13 protein-coding genes and 2 pseudogenes are annotated in these 22,779 nt (G+C 61.4%); 9 read left to right on the top strand and 6 right to left on the bottom strand.

Going from position 1 to position 22,779, the window contains the following annotated elements:
- Positions 1-224: 224 nt before the first annotated feature.
- Together G9X64_RS00460 and G9X64_RS00455 are read right to left on the bottom strand one after the other, a co-directional pair.
- Entirely contained in the window at positions 225-5,783 is a 5,559-nt protein-coding gene (locus G9X64_RS00460; protein WP_168312320.1) for a trifunctional serine/threonine-protein kinase/ATP-binding protein/sensor histidine kinase, read from the bottom strand.
- A 749-nt stretch (positions 5,784-6,532) separates the two neighbouring features.
- Positions 6,533-7,171 (bottom strand): response regulator transcription factor, encoded by a 639-nt coding sequence (locus tag G9X64_RS00455; protein ID WP_168312319.1) that lies wholly within the window; start codon positions 7,169-7,171, stop codon positions 6,533-6,535.
- A gap of 581 nt (positions 7,172-7,752) precedes the next feature.
- On the opposite strand from G9X64_RS00455, the gene G9X64_RS00450 reads away from it, so the two are divergent.
- The gene (locus G9X64_RS00450) at positions 7,753-8,148 is read left to right on the top strand and encodes a response regulator transcription factor (protein ID WP_129418421.1); all 396 of its coding nucleotides are present in this window, start codon (positions 7,753-7,755) and stop codon (positions 8,146-8,148) included.
- A 70-nt stretch (positions 8,149-8,218) separates the two neighbouring features.
- On the opposite strand, the pseudogene G9X64_RS00445 reads toward G9X64_RS00450, so the two are convergent.
- Positions 8,219-9,535 (bottom strand): annotated as a pseudogene (locus tag G9X64_RS00445) (glucoamylase family protein).
- Between the two features lie 372 nt (positions 9,536-9,907).
- On the opposite strand from G9X64_RS00445, the gene G9X64_RS00440 reads away from it, so the two are divergent.
- Positions 9,908-10,132, top strand: coding sequence for a hypothetical protein (locus G9X64_RS00440; protein WP_168312318.1), 225 nt, complete (start codon positions 9,908-9,910; stop codon positions 10,130-10,132).
- 190 nt (positions 10,133-10,322) lie between these two features.
- Here the strand turns inward: G9X64_RS00440 and G9X64_RS37205 are convergent.
- A pseudogene (locus tag G9X64_RS37205) lies at positions 10,323-10,905 on the bottom strand (TetR/AcrR family transcriptional regulator).
- Positions 10,906-11,086: 181 nt separating this feature from the next.
- On the opposite strand from G9X64_RS37205, the gene G9X64_RS00435 reads away from it, so the two are divergent.
- The 5 genes from G9X64_RS00435 (at position 11,087) to G9X64_RS00415 (ending at position 18,294) form a co-directional block, all read left to right on the top strand.
- Positions 11,087-12,151 (top strand): efflux RND transporter periplasmic adaptor subunit, encoded by a 1,065-nt coding sequence (locus G9X64_RS00435; protein ID WP_168312317.1) that lies wholly within the window; start codon positions 11,087-11,089, stop codon positions 12,149-12,151.
- Position 12,152: 1 nt separating this feature from the next.
- Entirely contained in the window at positions 12,153-13,250 is a 1,098-nt protein-coding gene (locus tag G9X64_RS00430; RefSeq protein ID WP_171375754.1) for an efflux RND transporter periplasmic adaptor subunit, read from the top strand.
- Positions 13,247-16,297: an efflux RND transporter permease subunit gene (locus G9X64_RS00425; protein WP_171375753.1), complete on the top strand. Its 3,051-nt coding sequence runs from the start codon at positions 13,247-13,249 to the stop codon at positions 16,295-16,297. Before G9X64_RS00430 ends, G9X64_RS00425 begins: the two co-directional genes overlap by 4 nt.
- A 1-nt stretch (position 16,298) precedes the next feature.
- Positions 16,299-17,588, top strand: coding sequence for an alpha/beta hydrolase (locus tag G9X64_RS00420; RefSeq protein ID WP_168312314.1), 1,290 nt, complete (start codon positions 16,299-16,301; stop codon positions 17,586-17,588).
- A gap of 67 nt (positions 17,589-17,655) precedes the next feature.
- The gene (locus G9X64_RS00415) at positions 17,656-18,294 is read left to right on the top strand and encodes a TetR family transcriptional regulator (RefSeq protein ID WP_168312313.1); all 639 of its coding nucleotides are present in this window, start codon (positions 17,656-17,658) and stop codon (positions 18,292-18,294) included.
- An 18-nt stretch (positions 18,295-18,312) separates the two neighbouring features.
- Here G9X64_RS00415 and G9X64_RS00410 read toward each other — a convergent pair whose 3' ends face one another.
- Complete coding sequence (locus G9X64_RS00410) at positions 18,313-18,780, bottom strand: cupin domain-containing protein (protein ID WP_168312312.1); 468 nt, start codon at positions 18,778-18,780, stop codon at positions 18,313-18,315.
- Between the two features lie 433 nt (positions 18,781-19,213).
- Here G9X64_RS00410 and G9X64_RS00405 point away from each other — a divergent pair, with 433 nt between their 5' ends.
- The gene (locus tag G9X64_RS00405) at positions 19,214-20,032 is read left to right on the top strand and encodes a sugar phosphate isomerase/epimerase family protein (RefSeq protein WP_168312311.1); all 819 of its coding nucleotides are present in this window, start codon (positions 19,214-19,216) and stop codon (positions 20,030-20,032) included.
- A gap of 324 nt (positions 20,033-20,356) precedes the next feature.
- Here G9X64_RS00405 and G9X64_RS00400 read toward each other — a convergent pair whose 3' ends face one another.
- Positions 20,357-21,400: a zinc-dependent alcohol dehydrogenase family protein gene (locus tag G9X64_RS00400; RefSeq protein WP_168312310.1), complete on the bottom strand. Its 1,044-nt coding sequence runs from the start codon at positions 21,398-21,400 to the stop codon at positions 20,357-20,359.
- A 242-nt stretch (positions 21,401-21,642) separates the two neighbouring features.
- On the opposite strand from G9X64_RS00400, the gene G9X64_RS00395 reads away from it, so the two are divergent.
- Complete coding sequence (locus G9X64_RS00395; protein WP_168312309.1) at positions 21,643-22,530, top strand: branched-chain amino acid aminotransferase; 888 nt, start codon at positions 21,643-21,645, stop codon at positions 22,528-22,530.
- Positions 22,531-22,779 lie beyond the last annotated feature (249 nt).

Raw genomic sequence — 22,779 nt, 5'->3', positions numbered from 1 at the left:
AGAATTGAGGATCATCGAGCTTGGTGCCTAGCACCTTTTAGCTGGCGCAGACATGTTGATGCTCTCGTCCCCTCGTCCAGTTTCCGGTCGCGCGATTTCGCACAGCGATCGATGCGCTTGTTGCTTTCGCCATTGCCGCCCCATCGGCCTGATGGCGGCGGCGTGAAGGTGAATCCAGCCTACCTGATCTCGTGATGGAGAAGAGAGGCCCTGCCACGAGAGCTTCAGCCAGTTGTTGGTCCTACGCAGTTTCCCAACATTGCCATTTGGTCGGCATGCTTTGCGCCAGCGGTTTCGTCTCGTTCGAGAGGCAGGGTGAACAGAAACACTGCCCCACGAGGTTCATTAGCGGTGGCCCACATCCGGCCCCCGTGAGCCTCGATGATCGAACGGCAGATCGCCAGGCCCATACCCATGCCGTTGGATTTGGTCGTGTAGAAGGCCTCAAAAAGACGGTCCATAGTCTGCGGGTCCAGGCCTGGACCCGAGTCGCGCACCCCGACGACCACGCCTCCTGAGGCCTCTGTCTCGGTGCTGATCAGCAACTCGCGCTCTTCCGCATTCATGCCGCTCATCGCCTCGATGGCGTTCATGATCAGGTTTAGGATCACCTGTTGCAGCTGGACGCGATCTCCTTGCACGGACGGGAGGCTCGTCGCCAATTCGGTCTGCAGCGTGACCCCTTGGCGGAGCACTTCACTGCCGGTCAAGGCAACCACGTGACGAATGGCTTCATTGAGGTCGAACTGCCCCTTGCGAGGGGGCTCCTTCTTGACCAGGGCACGGATCCGGCCAATGACATCGCCGGCTCGATTGGCGTTCTCGACGATCCGGCCAAGCGCCTGAGCCACCTCCTCCAGATTCGGCGGATGGCTACCGAGCCAGCGCAAGGCCGCCTGGGCGTTGGTGAGCGACGCGGCGAGCGGCTGATTGACTTCATGGGCGATGGAGGCCGTGAGCTGCCCCATTGTGGCGACGCGGTTTGCGTGGGCCAGTTGCCCCTGCGCCTCGCGCAAGGCTTCCTCGCTCTCCCGTAACGCCTCTTCGGCCTGCCGGCGCTCCGTTAAATCGAGGACGAAAGAGACACCTTCGTTCCTGCTTTCTTCTAGCAGTGCGCCGCCGATCAGCACGGGCAGACGGCTGCCATCTTTCCGAAAGTACTCCTTCTCGAAGGGTTGGACTGCCCCGATCATCTTCAGCTCTGCGACGGTCCGCGCGTCGCGGTCGCGCCATTCGGCCGGCGTCAGGTCCGTCCAGCATAGCCGACCCGAGGCAAGATCCTCTCGGTCGTATCCCACCATGCGGAGGAACGCGTCGTTGGCCTCAAGAATGCGACCTTCGATATCCCAGATGACGATCCCGATGATGTTGGCCTTGACGAGGCGACGGATCTTGGCTTCGCGTTCAGCGAGATCGCGGTACAGCCGGGTATTCTCCAGTGAGATCGCTGCCTGAGAGGCGAGCAGCTTCAGCACCGCGATCCGGGCCGGCGCGAAGACCCGAGGGGCGAGGTTGTTCTCAAGATAGAGTACCCCGGTCAGTTGGCCCTGATTGAACAACGGCACACAGAGAATAGAACGAGCATGGTGCTGACAAATATAGGGGTCCGCGGAAAATGGATTCTGAGCTGAGGCGTCGTCGAGAACCACGCTTTCGTTTGTGCGCAAGACATAATGAAGGAGCGATTGCGGCAGCGTGATCGCTGTCACGATCTCGTCGCGCATCTGCACCACGACGGTTTCGCCGCCAGTCGTGGCCTCCGCCGTGACCCTTGACTCATCGCCACGGGGCAGGATCAACAGGCCGCGCTCGGCGCCCGCCTGCTCGACGGCGGTGCGCAAGACCGTGTCGATCAGCTTTTGATGGACAATCTCGCCCGACACGGCTTGCGAGATTTTGATAACGGTTGCGAGATCGAGTTGCTCGACCGGTGCACCAATGGTGCTTGTTGGAGCGGGAGCGCGTTCTTCCCCTCTCAGGTCAGGATAGAGTTGGTCGAGTTGCCGCACCTTACCGTCTGCGCCCCAGCGTAGATAGCAGCCACGCGCGTTGCGGAGATAGAGACGAGTAAAGTCCTCGAAGCCTCCCTGCGCATAAAAGCGGGCGGCGAGTTCATATGCGAGGGCTTCATGATGAATGAAGCCGTTTGCGCGCGCCGAGCGGATCGCTTGTTCGTAAAGACGCACGGCATCGATTTCGCGGCCTTCAAGGCGTGCTATCTCGGCGCCGACCAGCGCGGCTCGGTTTTCGAAGTTCTCCGGGCAATTCTTCGCATAGATCTGAAGCTGTCGGTGGTGTGCAACGAGAGCCTCCATATGCCGCGCCCGCTGGTCAACTAGAGCATAGTCGCAGCATGCGGCGCGGGCCAAGGCACCGTAGAAATGATGTTCCGGCGTTTCTTCGAAATGCGACACCGATGTCCATGGTAGCCTCTGCGCCCGCAATGACGCATCGATCGCCGCCTCATAGTCGCCCGCAAAGAACCGCGCCTGGAGTTTTCTGACAAAGTAGCAGGTTTCCGCAAGATTCGGATTTTCGGAAAACCGGCGTTCGATCTCAAGTTCGTCAAATCCGTCGTCGTCAAAGGAGCCGAATCTCCGGGTCAACCCGCGCAGCGTCCGGACGAGCCCGAGCTGCGCGCTGACGAGGTCTATGACGAACTGGAACCGCACCTTCTGCGCAAATGTGAGGCCAATCTCCGCTTGGCGTTGCACTTCCATAAGCGGATCTCCCGCTGCCAGCAGGTTCGAATTCAAACTGGCATAGCTATATCCGGCAAACGTGAGGTCGCCGCTCTGGTCGGCAATTTCAAGCGCTCGCCGCAACATGTCGCGGCCGATTCGGACATGTCTCGTCCATGGTATGACGTGAGCCCCGAAGTCTTTGTAAGTCCTGGCCTGAAAGCGCTTCAGGTCGTGCTTTTCGACCAGTTGGCAGCCTAGCTGACCGAAGCGGAAACCGGCCTCATAGTCGCCGAAGCGCGGCCCGGCAATATAGCCAAGCGACACATAGTGGTAGCAGGAGCCGTCGCTGTTGCCGCGCTCGAGGCTCAGATTCACGGCCAGGCAGATTGCCATGCATGCCAGGTTCGCGTCGGTATGCCATACCGCCCCAACGAGCCGGGTGAGAATATCCAGCGTCGCGGAGGATGCTGGGTCGCTCATCAACGGGAGATCAATGAGCTCCTTGATCGCGCGGCTCCCGAGCTGCGACCAGATCCGGTCGTATTCGCGCCGAACCTCCTCGTCGGGGGGATGCGGCGACCAGTCGATGCCGAGATACTGCCTCAGGTAGTCGAGACCGACCGCGGCGGAGCGACTGGTCTGACCGAGCGCAGCATAGAGATCGATGCGCAGGCAGGCGACAGCAGCTTGATCGTCGGTGCAGACAGCAACATTGGAAAGCTCTGCTAACCGCTCCTCCGCGGCCGCCAGCGCGCCAAGGAGGAACTCGCATTCGGCTCGGTTCAGCTCAAGGGCGAACGCCAGTTGGTGCTGGCGCTCCCAGGCGTCTCCCGAAAGCAGTAACGTGCCGGCAACAAAATAGTTGAGCGCCGAGGCGTATGCCGTCGAGGCCTTGGCGCGCTTGCCGGCCAGCAGATTGAGCTCGGCCAGTTGCTCGCGCTCCTCAGCTGAGGTGATAAGTGCGGCTCCGCGATTGAGCTGGCTGACAATTTCGAAAACAGAATCGTCAATCAGCGCCGGCGCAGTGTTCGCCGCAAGCAGTCTCCCTATGCGAAGGTGCAACTCGCCGCGTCGCTCCTCCGGGATCAGCGAATAGGCGGCTTCCTGAACGCGATCGTGGACGAACCGGTAGGCGCCTGCCAGACGCTCGAGCAGTTCATGAGCGACGGCAGGCCATAGGCCCCCAGGGACTTGCTCCTCCGGGATCCCGAGCACCAGGGAAAGCATCCTGGTATTTGCGATGGTTCCCAGACAAGCGAACTGCTGCAACGCCTCCCGCGTTTGGGGCGGCAGGCGTGCGAGCTTGCCGACCATGAGGTGCACGACGTTGTCGGTGTATCCCTTGGCATGAATGCGCTCGAGATCCCAGGACCAGCATGCCGCGTCATGATCGAAGGTGAGCATCCCCTCTTCGGCGAGGGAAAACAGGAACTGACGGACGAAGAACGGATTGCCGCCGGTCTTGTCGTGCATCATTTGTGCGAGCGGGGCTGCACGATCGGGCTGACAGTGGAGCGCATCCGCAATCAACTGCCGGAGATAGTCTTTAGTAAGCGGCGCAAGCGTGATCTCCGAGACCTTGCCGCCGGCGGTCTTGATCGCGTCAAGCTTCCGCATCAGCGGATGGGCGGCGGTGACTTCGTTGTCGCGATAGGCACCGATCAGCATGAGCTGCTGCATATCCGACTGGGTCAGCAGATCTTCCAGCAGGTCGAGCGTCGCCGCGTCGAGCCATTGGAGATCGTCGAGGAACAGCGCCAGCGGATGTTCGGGTCGGGCAAAGACGCTGATGAACCGCCGGAATATCAGCTGGAATCGCCGTTGCGCGTCCTGTGGCGGAAGTTCAGCGACCGGCGGCTGGTCGCCGATGATGAGCTTCAGTTCGGGGACGAGATCGACCATCAGCTGTCCGTTGGGTCCGAGCGTCGCGATCAGCGCCTCGCGCCACGGTGCCAAATCGGCCTCGCTCTTCGCGAGGAGCCCTTTGAGCAGGCCCTGAAAGGCCTGCGCCAGGGTCGCATAAGGGATGTCGTGCTTGTACTGGTCGAATTTGCCTGATGCGAACAGCCCGCGCGGCGGCACCAGAACTTTGTGGAGTTCATTGACCACCGCCGACTTGCCGATGCCGGAATAGCCAGAGACCAACACCAACTCCGGCGCCCCGCTCAACACCACGCGGTCGAAGGCAGTGAGCAAGGTCTCGACCTCGTGCTCCCGCCCGTATAGCTTCTCGGGAACCAGCAGGCGGTCCGGGATATCGCGTTCGCCGAGCGGGAATGCGTCAATCCGGCCCTGCATTTCCCATTGGCTGAGACAGCGGCTCAGATCGTGCTCGACGCCGCCTGCGGTCTGGTATCGTTCCTCGGCCGTCTTGGCGAGCAGCTTCATGACGATGGCCGAGACTGCCGGTGAAACATCCACCACCCGCTCGTTGGGCGGTGTCGGCTGCCGTGCGATGTGGCAATGCACCCATTCCATTGGGTCGGAGGCGGAAAAGGGCAGGCTCCCGGTCAGTATTTCGTAGAGGGTCACGCCGAGCGCATAAAGGTCGCTGCGGGAGTCGATCGAGCGGTTCATGCGCCCGGTCTGCTCGGGGGCCATGTAGGCAAGCGTTCCGGCGACTACTTCGGGCGGCTCGAGCGCCTGCCGCTCGCGGGAGAGGTGCGAGGCGATCCCGAAGCCGGTTAGCCGCACCTCGGCGCCCGTGCCCGTTACCAGGATATTGGCCGGCTTGATGTCCTTGTGGACGAGACCGCGCTGGTGGGCCCTGCCGAGCGCAGCGGCGATGCCAATCGCGAGGCGCAAGAAAAGCTCCGTTTCCATTGCCGTTCCGAGCCGCCGGGCGAGCGGCTCGCTGCCCGGATCTTCAAGCACCAGCATGGTCCGGCTGCCTTCGCGCACCAACTCAAGCGGTCGCACCGCCCACGCGCTATCGAGCTCATCCTTCAATCCATATTCATGGTCGAGGCGGCCGAGGCTCGAAGGTGTCGGGTGCTCAAGGGCCGAAAGCACGACCAGTACCGGGTTCCACTTGCCGTCGGCCCCCCGGCGCCGTTCCCGGTGGAACACGCGATCACCGTCCTCCCAAAGAACCTCCAAACTGCCATCTCCACCAACGCCGAAGAAAGAGGATGTGCCTGCTTGCCGACTTCGTCATCTCGCCTGTCGCATCTGGCACTGCCACTTTCGTTTCGGAGATCCGTCCCATCAAATTGGCCACAGCGAGCACATATGACGAACCGCAACCACTTCCTCACCTTCTTACCACATCTCGCCTGTTCGTCCCAACAACGAGCGGCCCACACCCGCCCGTTCGATACGTGGTCCACCTCTATGAAAGACCGCCCAGCGGCTGCTGGGCGGTCGGGCGGATCGTGGACCCGCAGAGCTTCGAATGGAGGGAGCGCCGAAGCTTGGTGGTAGCAACGGGGGGATTCGCTACCTGCCTGTCCCGAGGCACGAGCAGAGACTAGCGATGGAAGGGACGACGGGAAATTATACCGTGGTTTCGTCTTGCGATACTTTGGAATACCGGCACCGATACCCATCAGCGAAATTCTGCTCAGGGAGTCATGTCGGCGAAGTCATCCTGGGCCCTCCAACAATGACTGGGGCGATGGTCTGAGCTATTGGAGTCGAAAGTGTCTTGCCGGCACTGAGGCCAAAAAGAAGCCTCCCGCTGGGGTGGGAGGCCAAAGGCGGGCCGGATCGGTGGCGATACGGCCTCCTGGGAGGAGGGGAGGAAATGAACCCACACGATAGAGGAGGGCTCCCGCCCGGGCTATTGGCCACCCGGAAGGATCGGTTACCAATAAGGAGGGGGTGACCTATACGGGCAGCCAAGACCTTTATGAGTGCGTTTGCGGCTTTCCCGGCGCGAGCATCAGCTTGTCAGCCATACGCGCGAGTTCGGGCAGGGATCTGGTGCCCATCTTCTGCATGACCTGGCTGCGGTGAACCTTCACGGTAATCTCGCTCACGCCTAGATCGCCGGCAATCTGCTTGTTGAGCCGTCCGGTCACCACCAAAGCCATCACCTCGCGCTCCCGCGGGGTCAGGCTATCGAAACGCGCCCGCACCGTCGCCAATGCCTTTTCATTTTCAAGCCACACGCGGTCGCGCGCCAGGCCGACGTGAACGGCGTCGAGCAAATCCTGGTCTCGGAACGGTTTCGTCAGGAACTCGACCGCGCCCCCTTTCATCGCCTGGACAGACATGGGAATGTCGCCGTGCCCGGTGATGAAGACGATCGGCAGCTGAATATTTTCTCGCGACAGCTCGAGCTGAAAATCAAGACCGCTTTGTCCCGGAAGCCGGACATCGAGCACGAGACAGGTCGGTCCGTTGGGTCGCCCAGACCTGAGGAAGTCGCCCACCGAAGCGAGGAGATTGACGGCAAAGCCGACGGAACGCAGCAGACTGCCCAGCGCCTCGCGGACTTCCGGGTCATCATCAATGACAATGATGGTTGCTGGCGCCTCGGTCAAATGTCAGAGCCCCCAAGGTGAATCGGCGTTTTGGGATGTATACTATCTACCCCCACTGCAGCAGCAGCGGGCGAAGCCCAACCAGCAGAGCGCCAGTCACGCGATGAAAACACTCCTCCTCTCTCCTTCACTAGTGCCGAAACGGGTTTCTTTCGCACACCAGAATGCGCGATAATTACCTCGGCCACAAGGCTAGATGCGGGCGCCCCCGAGAGCGCTTGCGTCCTGCAATCTGCCATGGCGTGCCGATGCGCCACATGGCCGGCGTCTACCGTCACAAGGGGGCGCGTGCCGCAAGTATCGGGCGGCGCGAGGCAAGCAAACCTCTAGCACTAGCGACGCTGTGCCGAGTGATCGAGCACAAATTGCGTACGATCGAAAAGAAGTCCTTCACCGGAATATTCTAATCGGGACGAGGGTGTTTTGGGACAGATGCCCCGCTCGTTGCCGCAAGTCTTAGACCCTCTATACGATCGTATAGCTTGCGCTGCCTTTGTCGCCGCTCAATACTAAATCCATCCAGCCAAGCGCGCCACAACGCTAATTCGGCACGACGCCGATCGCGAAGTCGGGAGGCGGCAGTGCCAACCAAAAAACCTCTGATTGCGATCGTCGACGACGACGAGTCGATGCGGGAGGCTATCAAGGGGCTCATGAGGTCGATGGGATTCGACGCCGAGACCTTTTCATCCGCGGATGATTTCTTGAGATTCCCTCATATCCGCCGCACGGACTGCCTCGTGACGGACATCAATATGCCCGGAATGAGCGGGCTTGATCTGCACCGCCGGCTCGTGGCGCTGGGCAAGAACATTCCGACTGTTCTGATCACCGCTTTTCCCGAAAAGAATGTGCGCGCGTCTGCGTTGGGCGCGGACATCGTCGGCTGCCTGACAAAACCGTTTGGCGAACAGGTTTTGCTTGATTGCATCCGTTCTGCGCTGGCTCTGAGTAGCGAGGGCGAAAGCGGTTCATGAGGTTGCAAGACCCTTCCTGGGAAAAGGGTCGGTACCAACTAGGCGGGCGCGGGAACCCAGCGCATCCAATCTAAAGCCACCCTCCTGAAAATCCCGCGCGACGCAATCCGATCAACAGGGGCTTGCATTGACGCATGATGCTCCAGAGCAAACCGGTCCGGTAGTTTTCGATCATCAGCACCACCGGACCTTGGTCAATACCAAAGTGATAGGGACTTATCCACCATCCGGTGGGACTGTTTTCCACGGCATAGGTCTGGTTGAACGACGGTTTGAAACCGTAAAGTCGCGTCATGCCGAGCTTCATTCGCGCAAACTTGAGCACTGTCGGTACGACGATCTCCGGCGCGAACGGCCGCGAGGCGACAACGACCCACGGCGCGACGGTGCCATCGTCAGGTCCGAAGGGCGCGCCTCGGGCGTTGTAGTCGAAGAACTCCCGATCGACGCCATTGATCGCCCGCTTACCCCAACCTGGTCCGTCGCAGGCAGTAAACCCCCAACAATATTCCCCATAACCCCCAAAACCCATTGGGTTGCGAATTGCGTATTCCTGCTGCACGAACGATGCCTGCCGGCTGTTTTCAAAGTAGTCGCTGTGGTGCTGGCGCATGAACTCGTCACGAATGCCTCGAAAGTCTACCCACATGTGCGACAACTGGTGGGTAAAAAGCGGCCCCGAGTAAAGCAATTCGCGACCATAGAAGTTTCGCCATTCATAGCTCGCGGTGTAGGCGGCGTAACTCTCCGGTGGCAATGGATGGGTTGGCGATCCCAACCCGAGAATGTACAGCAGCAGACCCTCATCGTAACCGCGCCAGCGATAGGGAATAAACCCGCTTTCCGGGTGCCAGCCATGCGTCAAAGTGGGGCCGCCATCGCAAGCCCACATCCAGTCGGCTCGCTCGTAAAGCGCCGTCGCAAGCTGGCGGATTTCTGCCTCATCGGCCGTATCGCCATCAAAATAGGTCGCTGCGGTCAGGGCGCCGGCGAACAGGAAAGCCGAGTCGATAGTGGACAATTCGCATTGCCAGGCCCCGGCGGCCCGTTTCGATGTCCAGAAAATGATAGAAAAACCCCCTGTACCCGGATGCATCGGGCTCCGGCCCCTGCGGGCATTCCATCAAAAACCGCAAGCGCTTGCGGGTGATCTTTGCAGCAAATTCGCGAATGATTAACCCACGCTCGACAACAACGGGAATTGTCGCCAGAGCCATGCCAATTGCCGCGATGCTTGCCGGGGCGTTCGGTTCGGTTTTGTCGCGAACCAGACCGTTGTCCGGGTTCGTGCATTGGAGATAGTATAGCAAGGTGGTGAACTGCAGCCGCCCCAGGTCCTGGTTGGCAAACGGTCGAGGGAGCGGTCGGTCGACATGATTTCGGGCATGGTTGCTAACCAATTACGGCGCGGATGTCGTGCGTGCCCCAAAACCCGCCGATCCAAACGCTCCCACCCTCGCCGTGGGCGCCGACTTTGATCTTTCCCATCCTATCAGCTGTGTCTCCAAACTGGAATAGCCACTGCGCCCTCTGCCAAGCCTTGCTGGTTAAGGCTTCCTGCACATCCATAATCCCCCCAACCGAGGAAGATTAAGCTCGATAGACTCCGAAATCTGGTGGAGTGGGCTAAACCAAAGGAGGAAATGAGCATACCAGAATTCAGAAAGTCTTCCCTGAGTATTATGGACTGAGATAGCGCTTTCAGACTAGCCTCAAAGGTGCCAACTGCAGGGAATGCCCGCACCAAAGGAAGCACAGTATGACTGACACGCTGGAGCAGAATGATCCTGCCATCGAAGAACTGATGAAAGACGCAATAACCAGTTACATGCTGGACAGTTTCGAAGTTGAGGATCGGTTGAAGGCGGCCGTCCAGAAGATGGCCGTGGAACTGCTTGCTGAAGAGTTGGCTGCTCTGAGGGAGAAGGTTGCGAAGGCCAAGTCGTCGTATATCCAGGTCGGAGATGTGTTGACCGCGGCTTAGGCTAAGGTCGGTTGGATATTCCCAACCTCGGACAGGGGAGGCGTTCCGCGAGCGGTGCACCCCAATCCTGGGTATTTTTGATTTGAGTGCGGAAGTCACCCGTACGGTCGCCAGCAAAACATCAGCCCCAGTTCAAGCATCTTCGCCAAAATGTCAGCACGTCGCCGGGCGCGAGGCTCGGGACGTTTTATTAGACAGGCCGAGTCCTACCCCACGCTTCTGTTGGTATAGCGAGGATACTATTCGCCAATCTGTCGAGCATGCCTTGCAAGACGCTTTCGGTCAGCGCCTTCGTGCGGCCGTGTTCGGAATGGGCCGCCCGAGCTCGCTGTCGCTTATCGCATTCACCAAAAGCGCTCTTATGTTCTCTGCCGCAGTTCTTTCGACAGCGGGGCGCCCGTTGTCCTGGCCGGCGAGATAGCCTCTGAACACAATCTGTAGAGCGCAGGATTGTTGACGCCGCCGCAAAACGTAGGCGCGCGCTATAGCTGCCAGCCGCTCGCGCGGACTGTCGAGTTCCTTCGTCGCGTCGCTCATTTGCTTCGCAAGGAGCTCAAATCCCACCGCCGAACGGCGGCCAGCAATTCGCGCTTGTCGGCGAAGTGTTGCTACGGGCGTCTGTAACTGACGCCCGCGCGTCGGGCGAGCTCCCGAAGCGAAAATTCCGTGCTCTGGGACTCGCTGAGGACATCGAGTGCGGCCTCGACGATCGCCCTGTGCAGGTCACCAGGGTGATCCGGGCGCGGCGCTGTCGTGGAAATGTCCTGGGTCATATTCGTCCATTTAGGTTTTAAGTTGCCCGTGTCAACATTCTTGCCCGTCATATGTTGACGGCGCCCACTTTTGCCTTTAAGTGGGCGTTGTCAACATCGGGCGATGGCCTGTTACACACAGCAGATTGAAGCCGGCCGATTAACAATGCGGCTCTCTTCGCAAACCGTACCGGAGCAAAAAATGCAGTCCTTTCGATTGCTGGGAATTGGTCTCGCCTGCGCAGTTCTGGCTGCCTGCGAGGAGAAAGCTGAAGTGGCGCCGCCGCCGCAGCACGTCCGCGTCGTTGCGGCGTCGAACGCGCAGTATCAACCGGGTGCAGAAATCACCGGCGAGGTGAAGGCAAGGGTTCAGACCGAACTCTCCTTTCGCGTCAGCGGCCGGGTTCTTGAGAGAAGGGTCGACGTCGGATCGCATGTCCACGCTGGCGACGTCCTTGCCCGGCTCAACGACACGGAACAACAGGCGGACGTCAGCGTCGCCCGTGCGGCGCTTGAGTCGGCGCAGGCCGTCACCAGGCAGAAGACACTCGCCTTCGACCGGGCGAAGTCGCTCCTGCAGTCGCAGGCTGTTCCGCGGGCGGTCTTTGACGATGCGCAGAAGGAGCTGCTGAGTGCGCAGGCTTCCCTCGAGGCCGCCGAGGCCGCGCTCGCGACGGCAGAGGACGCGCTGTCCTACACTGAGTTGAAGGCCGCCGCGGACGGCATCATCACGGCGCGCGGAATCGAAGCCGGGCAGGTGGTGTCAGCAGCGCAGTCGGCCTTTACGCTCGCCCATGACGGACCACGGGATGCGGTGTTCGATGTCTTCGAGGCCTTCTTTCTGGATGGCCGGCCGCTGAACGATGTCGAGGTCGCACCGGTCTCGGACCCATCGCTCGACGTTGATGCCAGCATACGCGAGGTTTCGCCCGTCATTGACGCGAAGGCAGGCACGATCCGGATCAAGGTGGGGCTCCAGGAGGTCGCGCAATGGCCGCTCGGCACGCCTGTGGTCGGCAAGCTGCGGGCCTCACCGCGCGACGGAATCGTGCTGCCCTACACCGCGATCGCATCGGCCGAAGGCGAACCCGCCGTGTGGCTCGTCAACACCCAAAACCATTCCGTTTCGCTCCGCAAGATATCGGTCGCCCGATACCGCCAGAGCGATTTCGTCGTCACCGGCGGCGTCGCCGTACAAGACCTGATCGTCACCGAAGGCGGAAAATTTCTCAAGGAAGGCCAGGCAGTCGCCTGGGAAGGCAAGTGAGATGACCCTCAATCGCATATATACCGCTCTCCCGCTTCTTCTGTCAGTGTCATTGCTTGCAGGCTGCGATCAGAACTCCGTCGCAGGGGAGGCGGCGACGCCGCGTCCAGTCAAAGTTGTCATGGCTACGGCCGAACAGGCCAAAATCGCAAGCTCGCCCGGCGTGGTGCGGGCACGCATCGAGACTGACCTGGCGTTTCGGACGCTCGGGCGAATGGTCTCTCGCAAGGTCGATGTTGGCGACCTGGTGCGCAAGGGCGCTGTCCTGGCGGAAATCGATCCCCTCACTCTTCAGCTCGCAGTCAGGAGCGCGGAAGCCGAACTGCGCAACGCCCAGGCGCAGTTGGAGAACGCCGCGACGACGGAAACCCGCAAGCGAAAGCTTATGCAAAGCAGCGCAGCAAGCATTGCAGATCATGATCTTGCCGAACAGCAGCTCAAATCGGCTGCCGCCAATGTCGCGAAAGCGACGGCCAGCCTTGCCAAGGCGCATGAGCAGCTCGGCTATGCCGAGCTGAGGGCCGAGTTCGATGGCGTCGTGACCGCCACGTCCGCAGAAATGGGACAGACGGTTTCGGCCGGCCAGCCGGTCTTGAAACTGGCACGCCTCGAGCAGCGCGACGTGGTCGTCGACGTGCCGGAAGCGCAGTTCAGTCGCGTTCGCCTGGACGACCGCTTCAACGTCGCTCTTCAGCTCGACAACAGGATCCAGGCCATTGGCGTCGTCCGCGAGATCGCGCCGCAGGCCGACGCCAATACCCGCACCTATCGGCTGAAGATCGGGATCGATCAGGCGCCGGACATCTTCCGCCTTGGCGCCGTGGTCACCGCGACGCCGCTTGCTGGAGAAAGGAAGCAGGCGATCACGCTGCCGCTCTCCGCCATCCGCCACGAAGGCGGTGGCAGCCAGGTATGGGTGGTGGATCGCGCCAGGGCCGAGGTCGTCCTGAGGACGGTTGAACTCGATGGCCCGGCATCCGCCCCCCGTTCCGTCCTGGTTCAAGCGGGCCTGCGGGAAGGCGAAGAGATCGTCATCGCCGGCGTTGATGAACTCACCGATGGACAGAAAGTGCAACTCGGACAGGAGCCACGCCCGTGAATAAATTCAACCTTTCTAACTGGGCGCTCGAGCATCGTTCTCTCGTCTGGTACTTCATGATCATGTTCGCGGTGGCGGGCGCCTTTGCCTATCTCGGCCTCGGCCGCGAGGAGGATCCGTCCTTCACGATCAAGACGATGGTGATCCAGGCCCAGTGGCCAGGTGCTTCTGCCCAGGAGGTGACGCAGCAGGTTACCGACCGCATCGAAAAGAAGCTCCAGGAGCTCGACAAGCTGGAACATACCCGCAGCATTACGACTGCCGGTCAAACGATCGTCTTCGTCGATTTGCTTCCGGATACGAATGCGCGGGACGTAAAGCCCACCTGGTCGCGGGTGCGCAACCTGATCGACGATATCAAGCACGAATTCCCCCAAGGCGTGGTCGGACCCTTCTTCGATGACCAGTTCGGCGACGTTTATGGCAATATTTTTGCCTTCACGGCAGACGGCCTCAGTCAGAGGGAACTGCGTGATTTCGCCGAGAATGCCCGAACGCAGATCCTCAACATCCCCGACGTCGGCAAGGTCGACATCGTCGGCGCGCAGGATGAGGTGATCTACCTTGAGTTCTCCACCCGCAAGATCGCCGCCCTCGGCATCGACCGCTCCGCCATCATTGCCACGCTGCAGGCGCAGAACGCCGTCACCCAGTCCGGCTTTGTCGAAACCGGGCCGGAACGGGTCGCTTTGCGGGTCAGCGGGCGCTTCATCTCCGAAGACACCTTGCGTGGGATCAATCCTCGGGTCAACGACCGCTTCTTCCCGCTGACCGACGTCGCCACGGTCACCCGCGGCTATGTTGACCCGCCGACGTCGCTCTTCCGCTTCAACGGAAAGCCCGCCATCGGGCTTGCGATCGGCATGAAGACGGGCGGCAATGTGCTTGCCTTCGGCGAAGCGCTTGAGAAGACGATGAGCAAAATCACCCAGGAGCTCCCGGTCGGCGTCTCCGTCGAACAGGTATCCGACCAACCGAAGGTGGTTGAGGAGGCCGTCGGCGGCTTCACGAAAGCCCTGTTCGAGGCAGTCGCGATCGTGCTCGCGATCAGCTTCATCAGTCTGGGGATGAGGGCCGGCCTGGTGGTGGCGATCGCGATCCCGCTCGTTCTCGCCATCACCTTCATGGTCATGTTCTACACCGGCATATCGCTCCAGCGCATCTCGCTCGGAGCGCTGATCATCGCGCTCGGTCTCCTCGTCGATGACGCCATGATCGCCGTCGAGATGATGGTTGCACGGCTGGAAGCGGGCGACAGTCTGACGAAGGCCGCCACCTACGTCTACACATCCACCGCCTTCCCGATGCTGACAGGCACGCTCGTCACTGTCGCGGGTTTCATCCCCGTCGCTTTCAACAAGAGCAATGCCGGCGAGTTCACCTTCACCCTTTTCGTCGTCATTGGGGTTTCGCTGATCGTTTCGTGGGTGGTCGCGGTTTTGTTCACGCCTCTCATTGGCGTGACCATTCTACCGAAGACAATGAAGAAGCACGCCGAGCACAAGGGCCGTTTTGCCAAGATTTTTTCCAGCCTGCTGCAATTCTGCCTGCGTTGGCGCTGGATGACGATCGTGGCAACAGTCGTTCTCTTTGCTGGATCGATCGCCGGCCTGTCGATGGTGCAACAGCAGTTTTTCCCGAGCTCCGACCGTCCGGAACTGATCGTCGACTGGAACCTGCCGCAGAACAGTTCGATTGCCGAAACGAGCCGCCAGATGGCCCAGTTCGAGCAGGAGATGCTGGCTGGCAACCCTGGCATCGAGCATTGGTCGACATATGTTGGCAGGGGTGCGCCGCGCTTCGTTCTTTCCTTCGACGTGCAGCCGGCTGACGTTTCTTTCGGCCAGACGGTCATTGTCACCAAGGGGCTCGACGTTCGCGACAAGCTGAAGCAGCAGATGGAAACCTACCTTCAGAAGACGTTTCCGGGGACGGACGCTTACGTGAAGCTCCTGGACATCGGGCCTCCGGTTGGCAAGCCGATCCAGTACCGTGTGTCCGGCGAAAATCTGCAGACGGTGCGCGACCTGGCACAGAAGCTGGGCTCGATCGTCGGCACCTATCCGTCTCTCAGGAACCTTGCCTTCGACTGGAACGAGCCGGCTCGCGTCGTGAAGATTGACGTGCTGCAGGACAAGGCCCGACAGCTCGGCGTCTCGTCTGAGGACATCGCAATGGCGCTCAACACCGTCGTACAAGGAAATGCCGTCACCCAGGTCCGGGATGACATCTATCTGGTCGATGTCATCGGCCGTGCCGCGGAAAAGGAGCGGGGCTCGATCGACACCCTGCTTGACCTGCAACTGCAGAGCAGCAGCGGTCAATCCGTCCCGCTGTCATCGGTCGCAACCTTCCACTATGAGCTCGAACAGCCGACGATCTGGCGGCGCGACAGAATTCCGACCATCACGATCAAGGCCGGGATCGGCGATGCGACGCAGCCGGCGACCGTTGTAAAGGCGCTCTCCGACAAGGTTTTGGCTTTCGAAAAGACGATGCCGGCCGGGTATTCCGTGAAGGTCGGCGGCGCAGTCGAGGAAAGCGCCAAGTCGCAGGGTCCGATCGCGAAGGTGGCGCCGGCCATGTTCGTCATCATGGCGACGCTGCTGATGATCCAGCTTCAGAGCTTCCACAGACTGTTCCTGGTCTTCTCGGTAGCGCCGCTGGCCCTCATCGGCGTCGTCGTGGCGCTGCTTGCCAGCAACTCGCCGCTTGGGTTCGTCGCGCTCCTGGGCGTGCTCGCGCTGGTCGGCATCCTCATCCGCAACTCGGTGATCCTGATCGTGCAGATCGAGGAGTTGCGTGCAGAGGGAATGTCGGCGTGGAAGGCGGTGGTGGAGGCGACCGAGCACCGCATGCGGCCGATCATGCTCACTGCCGCGGCCGCAACGCTCGCCCTGATCCCTATCTCGCATGAGATTTTCTGGGGTCCCATGGCTTACGCGATGATGGGTGGGATTGTCGTCGGAACGGCACTGACGCTTCTCTTCCTGCCGGCGCTCTACGTCGCATGGTTCCGGATTCCTCGCGAAGCCGAGCAGCACTGAGATGACCATATCGCACTCACTCCCTGGGCCCATTGCCCAGGGTCTCACCGGGTTTGGGTTTGGGTTCGCCAAGGCGATCGCTGCTCGCTTGGGCCGCGCCCTCCCGGTCCTTGTGGCCCTATCACTCGTTACATCGGGTTGCGCCAACCGGGTGCAGGATGTCCTGCAGCCTCTCGCCGTGACCCCGACCGGCACAAGCCGGGTCACCATGCTGGTCGCCACGACACGTAAGCCTTCGGAGAATCCCGGCAAACTCTTTTCCGGCGACCGCGGGACGGCGATTTCCCTTAACAGCGTCGACGTATCCATCCCGCCCGACCGGAACCGCAAGGCCGGAGAGGTGCAGTGGCCGTCCCGCATGCCGCCCAACCCGCAAAAGGAGTTTGCGGTCACGCAGGTTGCCAAGGTGCAATCCGAGCGCCAGGCTTTTGACTGGTACCGGAAGAATAGAAACACGAAGCATCAGGTCATCATTTTCGTGCATGGCTTCAACAACACCTACGCCGACGCTGTCTTTCGCTTCGCGCAGATCGTCCATGACTCCGGAACCGACGCCGCACCGATCCTCTTCACCTGGCCATCAAGGGGCCGTGTCTTCGACTACCTCTACGACAAGGAGAGCGCCAACTATTCGCGTCGCGCTCTGGAGGATCTGATCCTCCAGGCTGCGAAAAGTCCCGACGTCTCCGATGTGACGATCCTTGCCCATTCCATCGGCGGCTGGCTTGCGGCCGAGGCGCTGCGCGGCGTCGCCATGCGCGAGAAATCAATCCCGACGAAGGTCAAGAACGTCGTTCTCGCGTCCCCGGACATCGACATCGATGTCTTCCGTCGCCAGTTCACCGAGATGGGGCCGAAACGGCCGCACTTTGTGATCTTGACGTCGACACGCGACAAGGCGCTGGAGGTCTCCGGCTGGCTATCTGGTGGCATCGACCGCGTCGGCGGATCCGATCTTAGACCCTACGCGCCTCTTCTCGACGAACTCGGCGTTTCGGTCATCGACACCAGCGCCATCGCGACGAACGATCCGCTCGGCCACAACGCCTTCGCCGACAGTCCCGAGATCGTGCGCCTGCTCGGGCGGCGGCTGGCAGGGCAGAGCCTCGAGGGCGGAAAGACAAGCGTTGCCGATCAGATCGGGATGACAGCGGCCAATTTCGCCGGCTCGGCAGCGCGTGTAGCCGTTGCGGCTCCAGTCGCAGTCATCAGCCCGGAGGCGCGAGAAATCCTGAGGCGGGAACTCTCCTCGAATGAGGGGAAGATGGTGGATGGCCAGATTGCTTACTGATCGTCAGCCGCCTCGATCAGGCGCCGCCTGAGACCCGTCCAGCATGCGGACCAGATAGGATTGGCAAATGGAAGTTGGCACGACTGTAAAAGACCAGCCGCAGGCTGGCTACATGTCCTCGATCATTGAAGCCGGCACGGCAGCGTGCCGGCTGTACGGCCCCTCGAAAACAAACGTCGCCGATATCGCTCGACTGCTGGGGAAGTCGCCGGCAAGTGTGTACAAAATCTTCCCCTCCAAGGCGGCGATTTGGGATGCTATTGCCGGGAATTTCTTCGAAACTGATCTCACCTTCACCCCATCTGCCGACGGCGAGCTTACCAGTGCGGCGCGCCGGCTGAAAGAAACCGCGCTCGGACAGCACCGCCTGATGCTGCAGGCACGTCACGGCGACAGCCGGATGTTCGACCTCGTTGTTCTTGCCGCAGAAGGCAGTTGGCCATCCTTCGGAGACCATCTGAAGCGATTTCAGGCGCATGTTGGGGAGCTCGTTTGCACCGGCATCGCGACTAAAGAGTTCGTTCCGAGAAACATTGAGGCGGCCGCATCCTGCTTTTGCGCCTCAATCATCTCCTTATGGGACCCCAGAATTATTGGCACCCTGCATTCGAGCCGCTGTGAGCTATCAGCTCATGCACTCGCTTCCTTCGCAGTTGCAGCTCTCAGCCAAGTTCCCCCACGCGAGGAGAGCATGGCCGCGGAATGACGCCCCCAGATGCGGCCGTTAGGCCGCGAGGATGGTGATCCCGTAAGCATTGGCCGCCGCCGTCATCCGGGCGATGGTTTCTGCCGAAGGGGTAACTTTCGGCGGCTCGGTTGCGCCTTCCGCTTCGATGAACTCGGCCATCTCATGATCGACGACCGCGGAAAAGACCACGGGGACGGTTCCGCGGTTGGAATAGCCATGCACCATGAAGGGCGGGATGGTGACGATGTCGCCGGCGCTGGCTTCGATCTCTTCGGGGCCGCTGTCGCTCAGGCGCCAGATCGTCAGCTTGCCCTCGATGATGCGGAACACTTCCGGGCTCGCATGCGCATGTTTCGGCGTCCGGCTGCCTGATGGCACTGTGACGTCGAAGATATTGAGCCAGGCACCGCTGGTTCTAAGCCGCCGCTCGACCCGCTCGCCGAGGACGAAAAACCGCTTGGCCTCGTCGCTCGCAGGCAATTTCACAAATGAGTTGGACATCATGTCTCTTTCTTTTTCTTACAGGGCTTTTTCTTACAGGGCTTTTTCTTGCGGGCGCAGCCGTTAGACCTTTGCGACGCCTTTGACAACCCGCCCTGTCGTTGGGGGACATCGCCGAACGCCTTCAAAGAAGCGGGCCACATCAGCTGAAGCGCTGAACAAACGGCTCCGTTGCCAGGGGTTCAGCGCTGCTCGCGCGCCACTGCGTCACGAGACCGTCAGACCCGATATCGGTACTTCGGGGCGTTTCCGCAAGGTCCGTCAATGCCGCATCAGCTATGCGGAAATGAAGGAGGCCGGAAGGGTTCGAAAGGCTCTGCGCCTGTAATACCGCCGACACAGAAGGGGCGCATAGAACGCGGCGGCCGTTCTTGGGGCCGTCCTTCCACGCCGTCCCGGCATTTACATTGATCATTCACATTGATGGAGCGCATCCATGTCCTCTCTTCCCGTCGTCGGCGCCGCCATGACGCTCGATGAAGTCGAACTTCACCGTGATTGGCTCTTCGAAAAGCCCCGCGATCTCGAATTGCAGAGCTTCATCGATACCGAGATTCTGAATGGAGACTGGGCGCCGCTTACCGCCCGCGCCAGGCGGCTTCTCGACGGTCATGGCGGCCGCCTCGGCATTCACGGCCCGTTCTGGGGCTTCACCATCGCCTCGGAAGATCCCGATATCCGCGCCGTCGTCACAAGGCGCCTGCTGCAGGGCCTCGATGTTTGCGCCGCCATCAGCGCGACCCATATGGTCATCCACAGCCCTTATACGTCCTGGTCCTACAACAATCTGGACGACAATGCCGGCGCCCGCGAAGCCTTGACCGAGCGCACGCACATGACGCTCCGCGACGCCGTCAGGCGTGCCGAGGATATCGGCTGCACCATGGTCATCGAGAACATCGAGGACAAAGATCCGCACATTCGCGTGGCGCTTGCCGAGAGCTTCAACTCGCCCGCCGTCGCCGTCTCGATCGATACCGGCCACGCCCATTATGCCCATGGCTATACCGGTGCGCCGCCGGTCGATTACTACGTCAAGGCCGCCGGCAATCGCCTCCAGCATGTCCACCTGCAGGATGCCGACGGATATGCTGACCGCCACTGGAGCCTCGGCGAAGGCACGATCCGCTGGCATGCCGTCTTCGCGGCCCTTGCCAAGCTCGAAAGCAACCCGCGCCTCATCATCGAGATCAAGGACAAGTCGAAGATCCCGGCCTCCGCTGCCTATCTCGCTTCGATTGGGGTGGCTGAATAAGGCCAGTTGCAAAACGAGAGGTCTGGGAAACACTACCTTATCGGAGCACTGAGGCTGCTATTCCCTCTTCTCCCCAGCGGGGGTCCGAAGGGCGGGTTGAGACCCGCGGCTCGACCCCGGTCGGTGGCCCGCAGGGCGGATGAGGGGGCCGCACGGCACACCATTCATTGCCCTTCGCCTGCGCTCAGTGCATTCGCGGCTTTGCCGCTCACCCCCTCATCGCCTCGCTATGGCTCCGGCACTTCTCCCCGCTGGGGAGAAGAGGTATGTGGCTGCGCTTTGCTCCCTCCCTTGCCCGCGACCGGCGGGGAGGGCGGAGTTCCCTCATGAAAAGCGGGTAATCACGCTGATCCCAGTGGCCTCAGCCTTGTCGAGCGCCATCAGCGCCGGCACGGCCTCCGCGAGGCTGATGCGGCGCCCGATCAGCTTCTGCGGCGCGATCTTGCCGGCCGCAAGCATCGACAGCATGGCGTCGTAGCGCCAGGCCTGCATGCCGTGGCTGCCGTAGATTTCCAGCTCGTGGCCGATCACTTGCGCCATCGGAATCTGCGGTGTCGCATTCTCGCCGAGCATCAGTCCCACCTGCACATGCCGCCCGCGACGGCGCAGGTTCTTGATCGAGTTGAAGCAGGTGACGGGATGGCCGAGCGCGTCGATCGAGACATGCGCGCCGCCCTTGGTGATCTCGCGCACGGCCTCCGCAACGTCGGCGACGCCGGATGCGTTGACCGTCGCCACCGCCCCGCACTCCCGCGCAAAGGCGAGCTTCTCCTCGGAAATGTCGATGCCGATCGCATTCGCTCCGAGCGCCGTCGCGATCATGATCGCCGACAGGCCGACGCCGCCGCAGCCATGCACGGCGATCCATTCGCCAGGCCCGGTGCGCGCCTGGTCGGCGACGGCGCGAAAAGAGGTGGCGAAGCGGCAGCCGAGGCTTGCCGCCGTCGCATCATCGATCGTATCGGGCAGGTGCACCAGATTGGTATCGGCATAATCGATCGCCACATATTCGGCGAACGACCCCCAATGGGTGAAGCCCGGCTGGAACTGGTTCGGGCAGACCTGCTGGTTGCCGGAATGGCATTCGCTGCAATGGCCGCAGCCGGAAACGAAGGGCACGGTCACCCGGTCGCCCACCTTGAAGCGCATCACGCCGCGGCCGGTGGCGACGATCCGCCCGGCAAGCTCATGTCCCGGCACATGCGGCAGGCGGATATCCGGGTCGTGGCCCATCCAGCCGTGCCAGTCGCTGCGGCAGAGCCCGCTCGCGCCGACCGATATGACGACACCATCCTCGGTTGGTGTCGGATCGGGCAGGGTGCGAATCTCGGGCGCCTGTTCGAAGGCTTCGTAGAACATGGCTTTCATCGGCGTCTTCCCCTAACTGCGTCTTCCATCCATCATCGCATGTGGCAGCCAGCCGTTCCAACATTCCATTCCATCATTTTTGCTGATGCACCCATCGCTGAAGGCCGGCTCGCCGCGCACGAATATTGCGGCCCGACGCTGTTCCCCGGCATTTTCTTGCTTCCGTCTTTCCGGCCCGGATTTGTCCTTGACCGGGCTTGCCGCGGAGGCTTTTGCTTTGCCGGCTTTATAGGGAGGGCAGCATGGCCGTCGATACATCACCCCGTTCAACCACCTGGACTCATGTCGATGGAGAGTGGCTTCCCGGCAATCCGCCGCTGATCGGGCCGACCTCGCACGCCATGTGGCTCGGCTCCACGGTCTTCGACGGCGCCCGCTGGTTCGACGGCATCGCGCCGGATCTCGACCTGCACTGCCAGCGCATCAACCGCTCCGCGCTCGCCATGGGTTTGAAGCCGGTAAAGACGGCGGAGGAGATCGCGACGCTCGCCTGGGAAGGCGTTGCGAAATTCGATGGCGCGACGGCGATCTATATCAAGCCGATGTATTGGGGCGAACACGGTGCGCCCGGCAGCGTCGTCTCCGTCGACGCGGAATCGACCCGCTTCGCGCTCTGCCTGTTCGAGGCGCCGATGGGCGGCCATGGCGGCACCAGCCTCACCGTCTCGCCCTATCGCCGCCCGTCGCCGGAAACGGCGATGACCGAGGCAAAGACCGGCTCGCTCTATCCAAACAGCGGCCGCATGATCTCTGAGGCACGCAGCCGCGGTTTCGACAATGCGCTGGTGCGCGACCTGAACGGCAATGTCGTCGAGACCGCCTCTTCGAACGTCTTCATGGTCAAGGACGGCGTGGTGATGACACCGGCCGCCAACCGCACCTTCCTCGCCGGCATCACCCGCGCCCGGGTCATCGGCCTGCTGCGCCAGGCCGGTTTCGACGTCCACGAAGCAGCCCTCTCCGTCGAGGATTTCATGCAAGCCGACGAGATCTTCACCACCGGCAACTATTCCAAAGTCGTCGGCGTCACCCGCCTCGACGACCGCAACCTGCAGGAAGGCCCGGTCACCCGCAAAGCGCTGGAACTCTACATGGACTGGGCCCACGGCAGGAGTGAGAGCGAAGAGTGAGCAGCGGTTCCGCGCAGCCGAAGCAATCGATCCAGTGAATCGATTGCAGCTGCGAACGCCCGGAGCGCAAGCGTAGGGCAGGGGCGGTTCCCCGGGCAGAATCGAGATCTGCATCCACCACCCCTCTGCCCTGCCGATCTCACCGGGGGAGATGCCCGGCAGGGCAGAAGGGGCGCTGCACCCACCGACATACCAACCGCCCACTTGCATAAAATGCATGGCAGGTCTGCCCGAAACGGTTTCGTCTTC

Origin of the sequence: Rhizobium sophorae (genome assembly GCF_013087515.1) — a bacterium.
Lineage (GTDB): Bacteria > Pseudomonadota > Alphaproteobacteria > Rhizobiales > Rhizobiaceae > Rhizobium > Rhizobium sophorae.
This window is presented reverse-complemented; position numbering and strand designations above follow the sequence as displayed.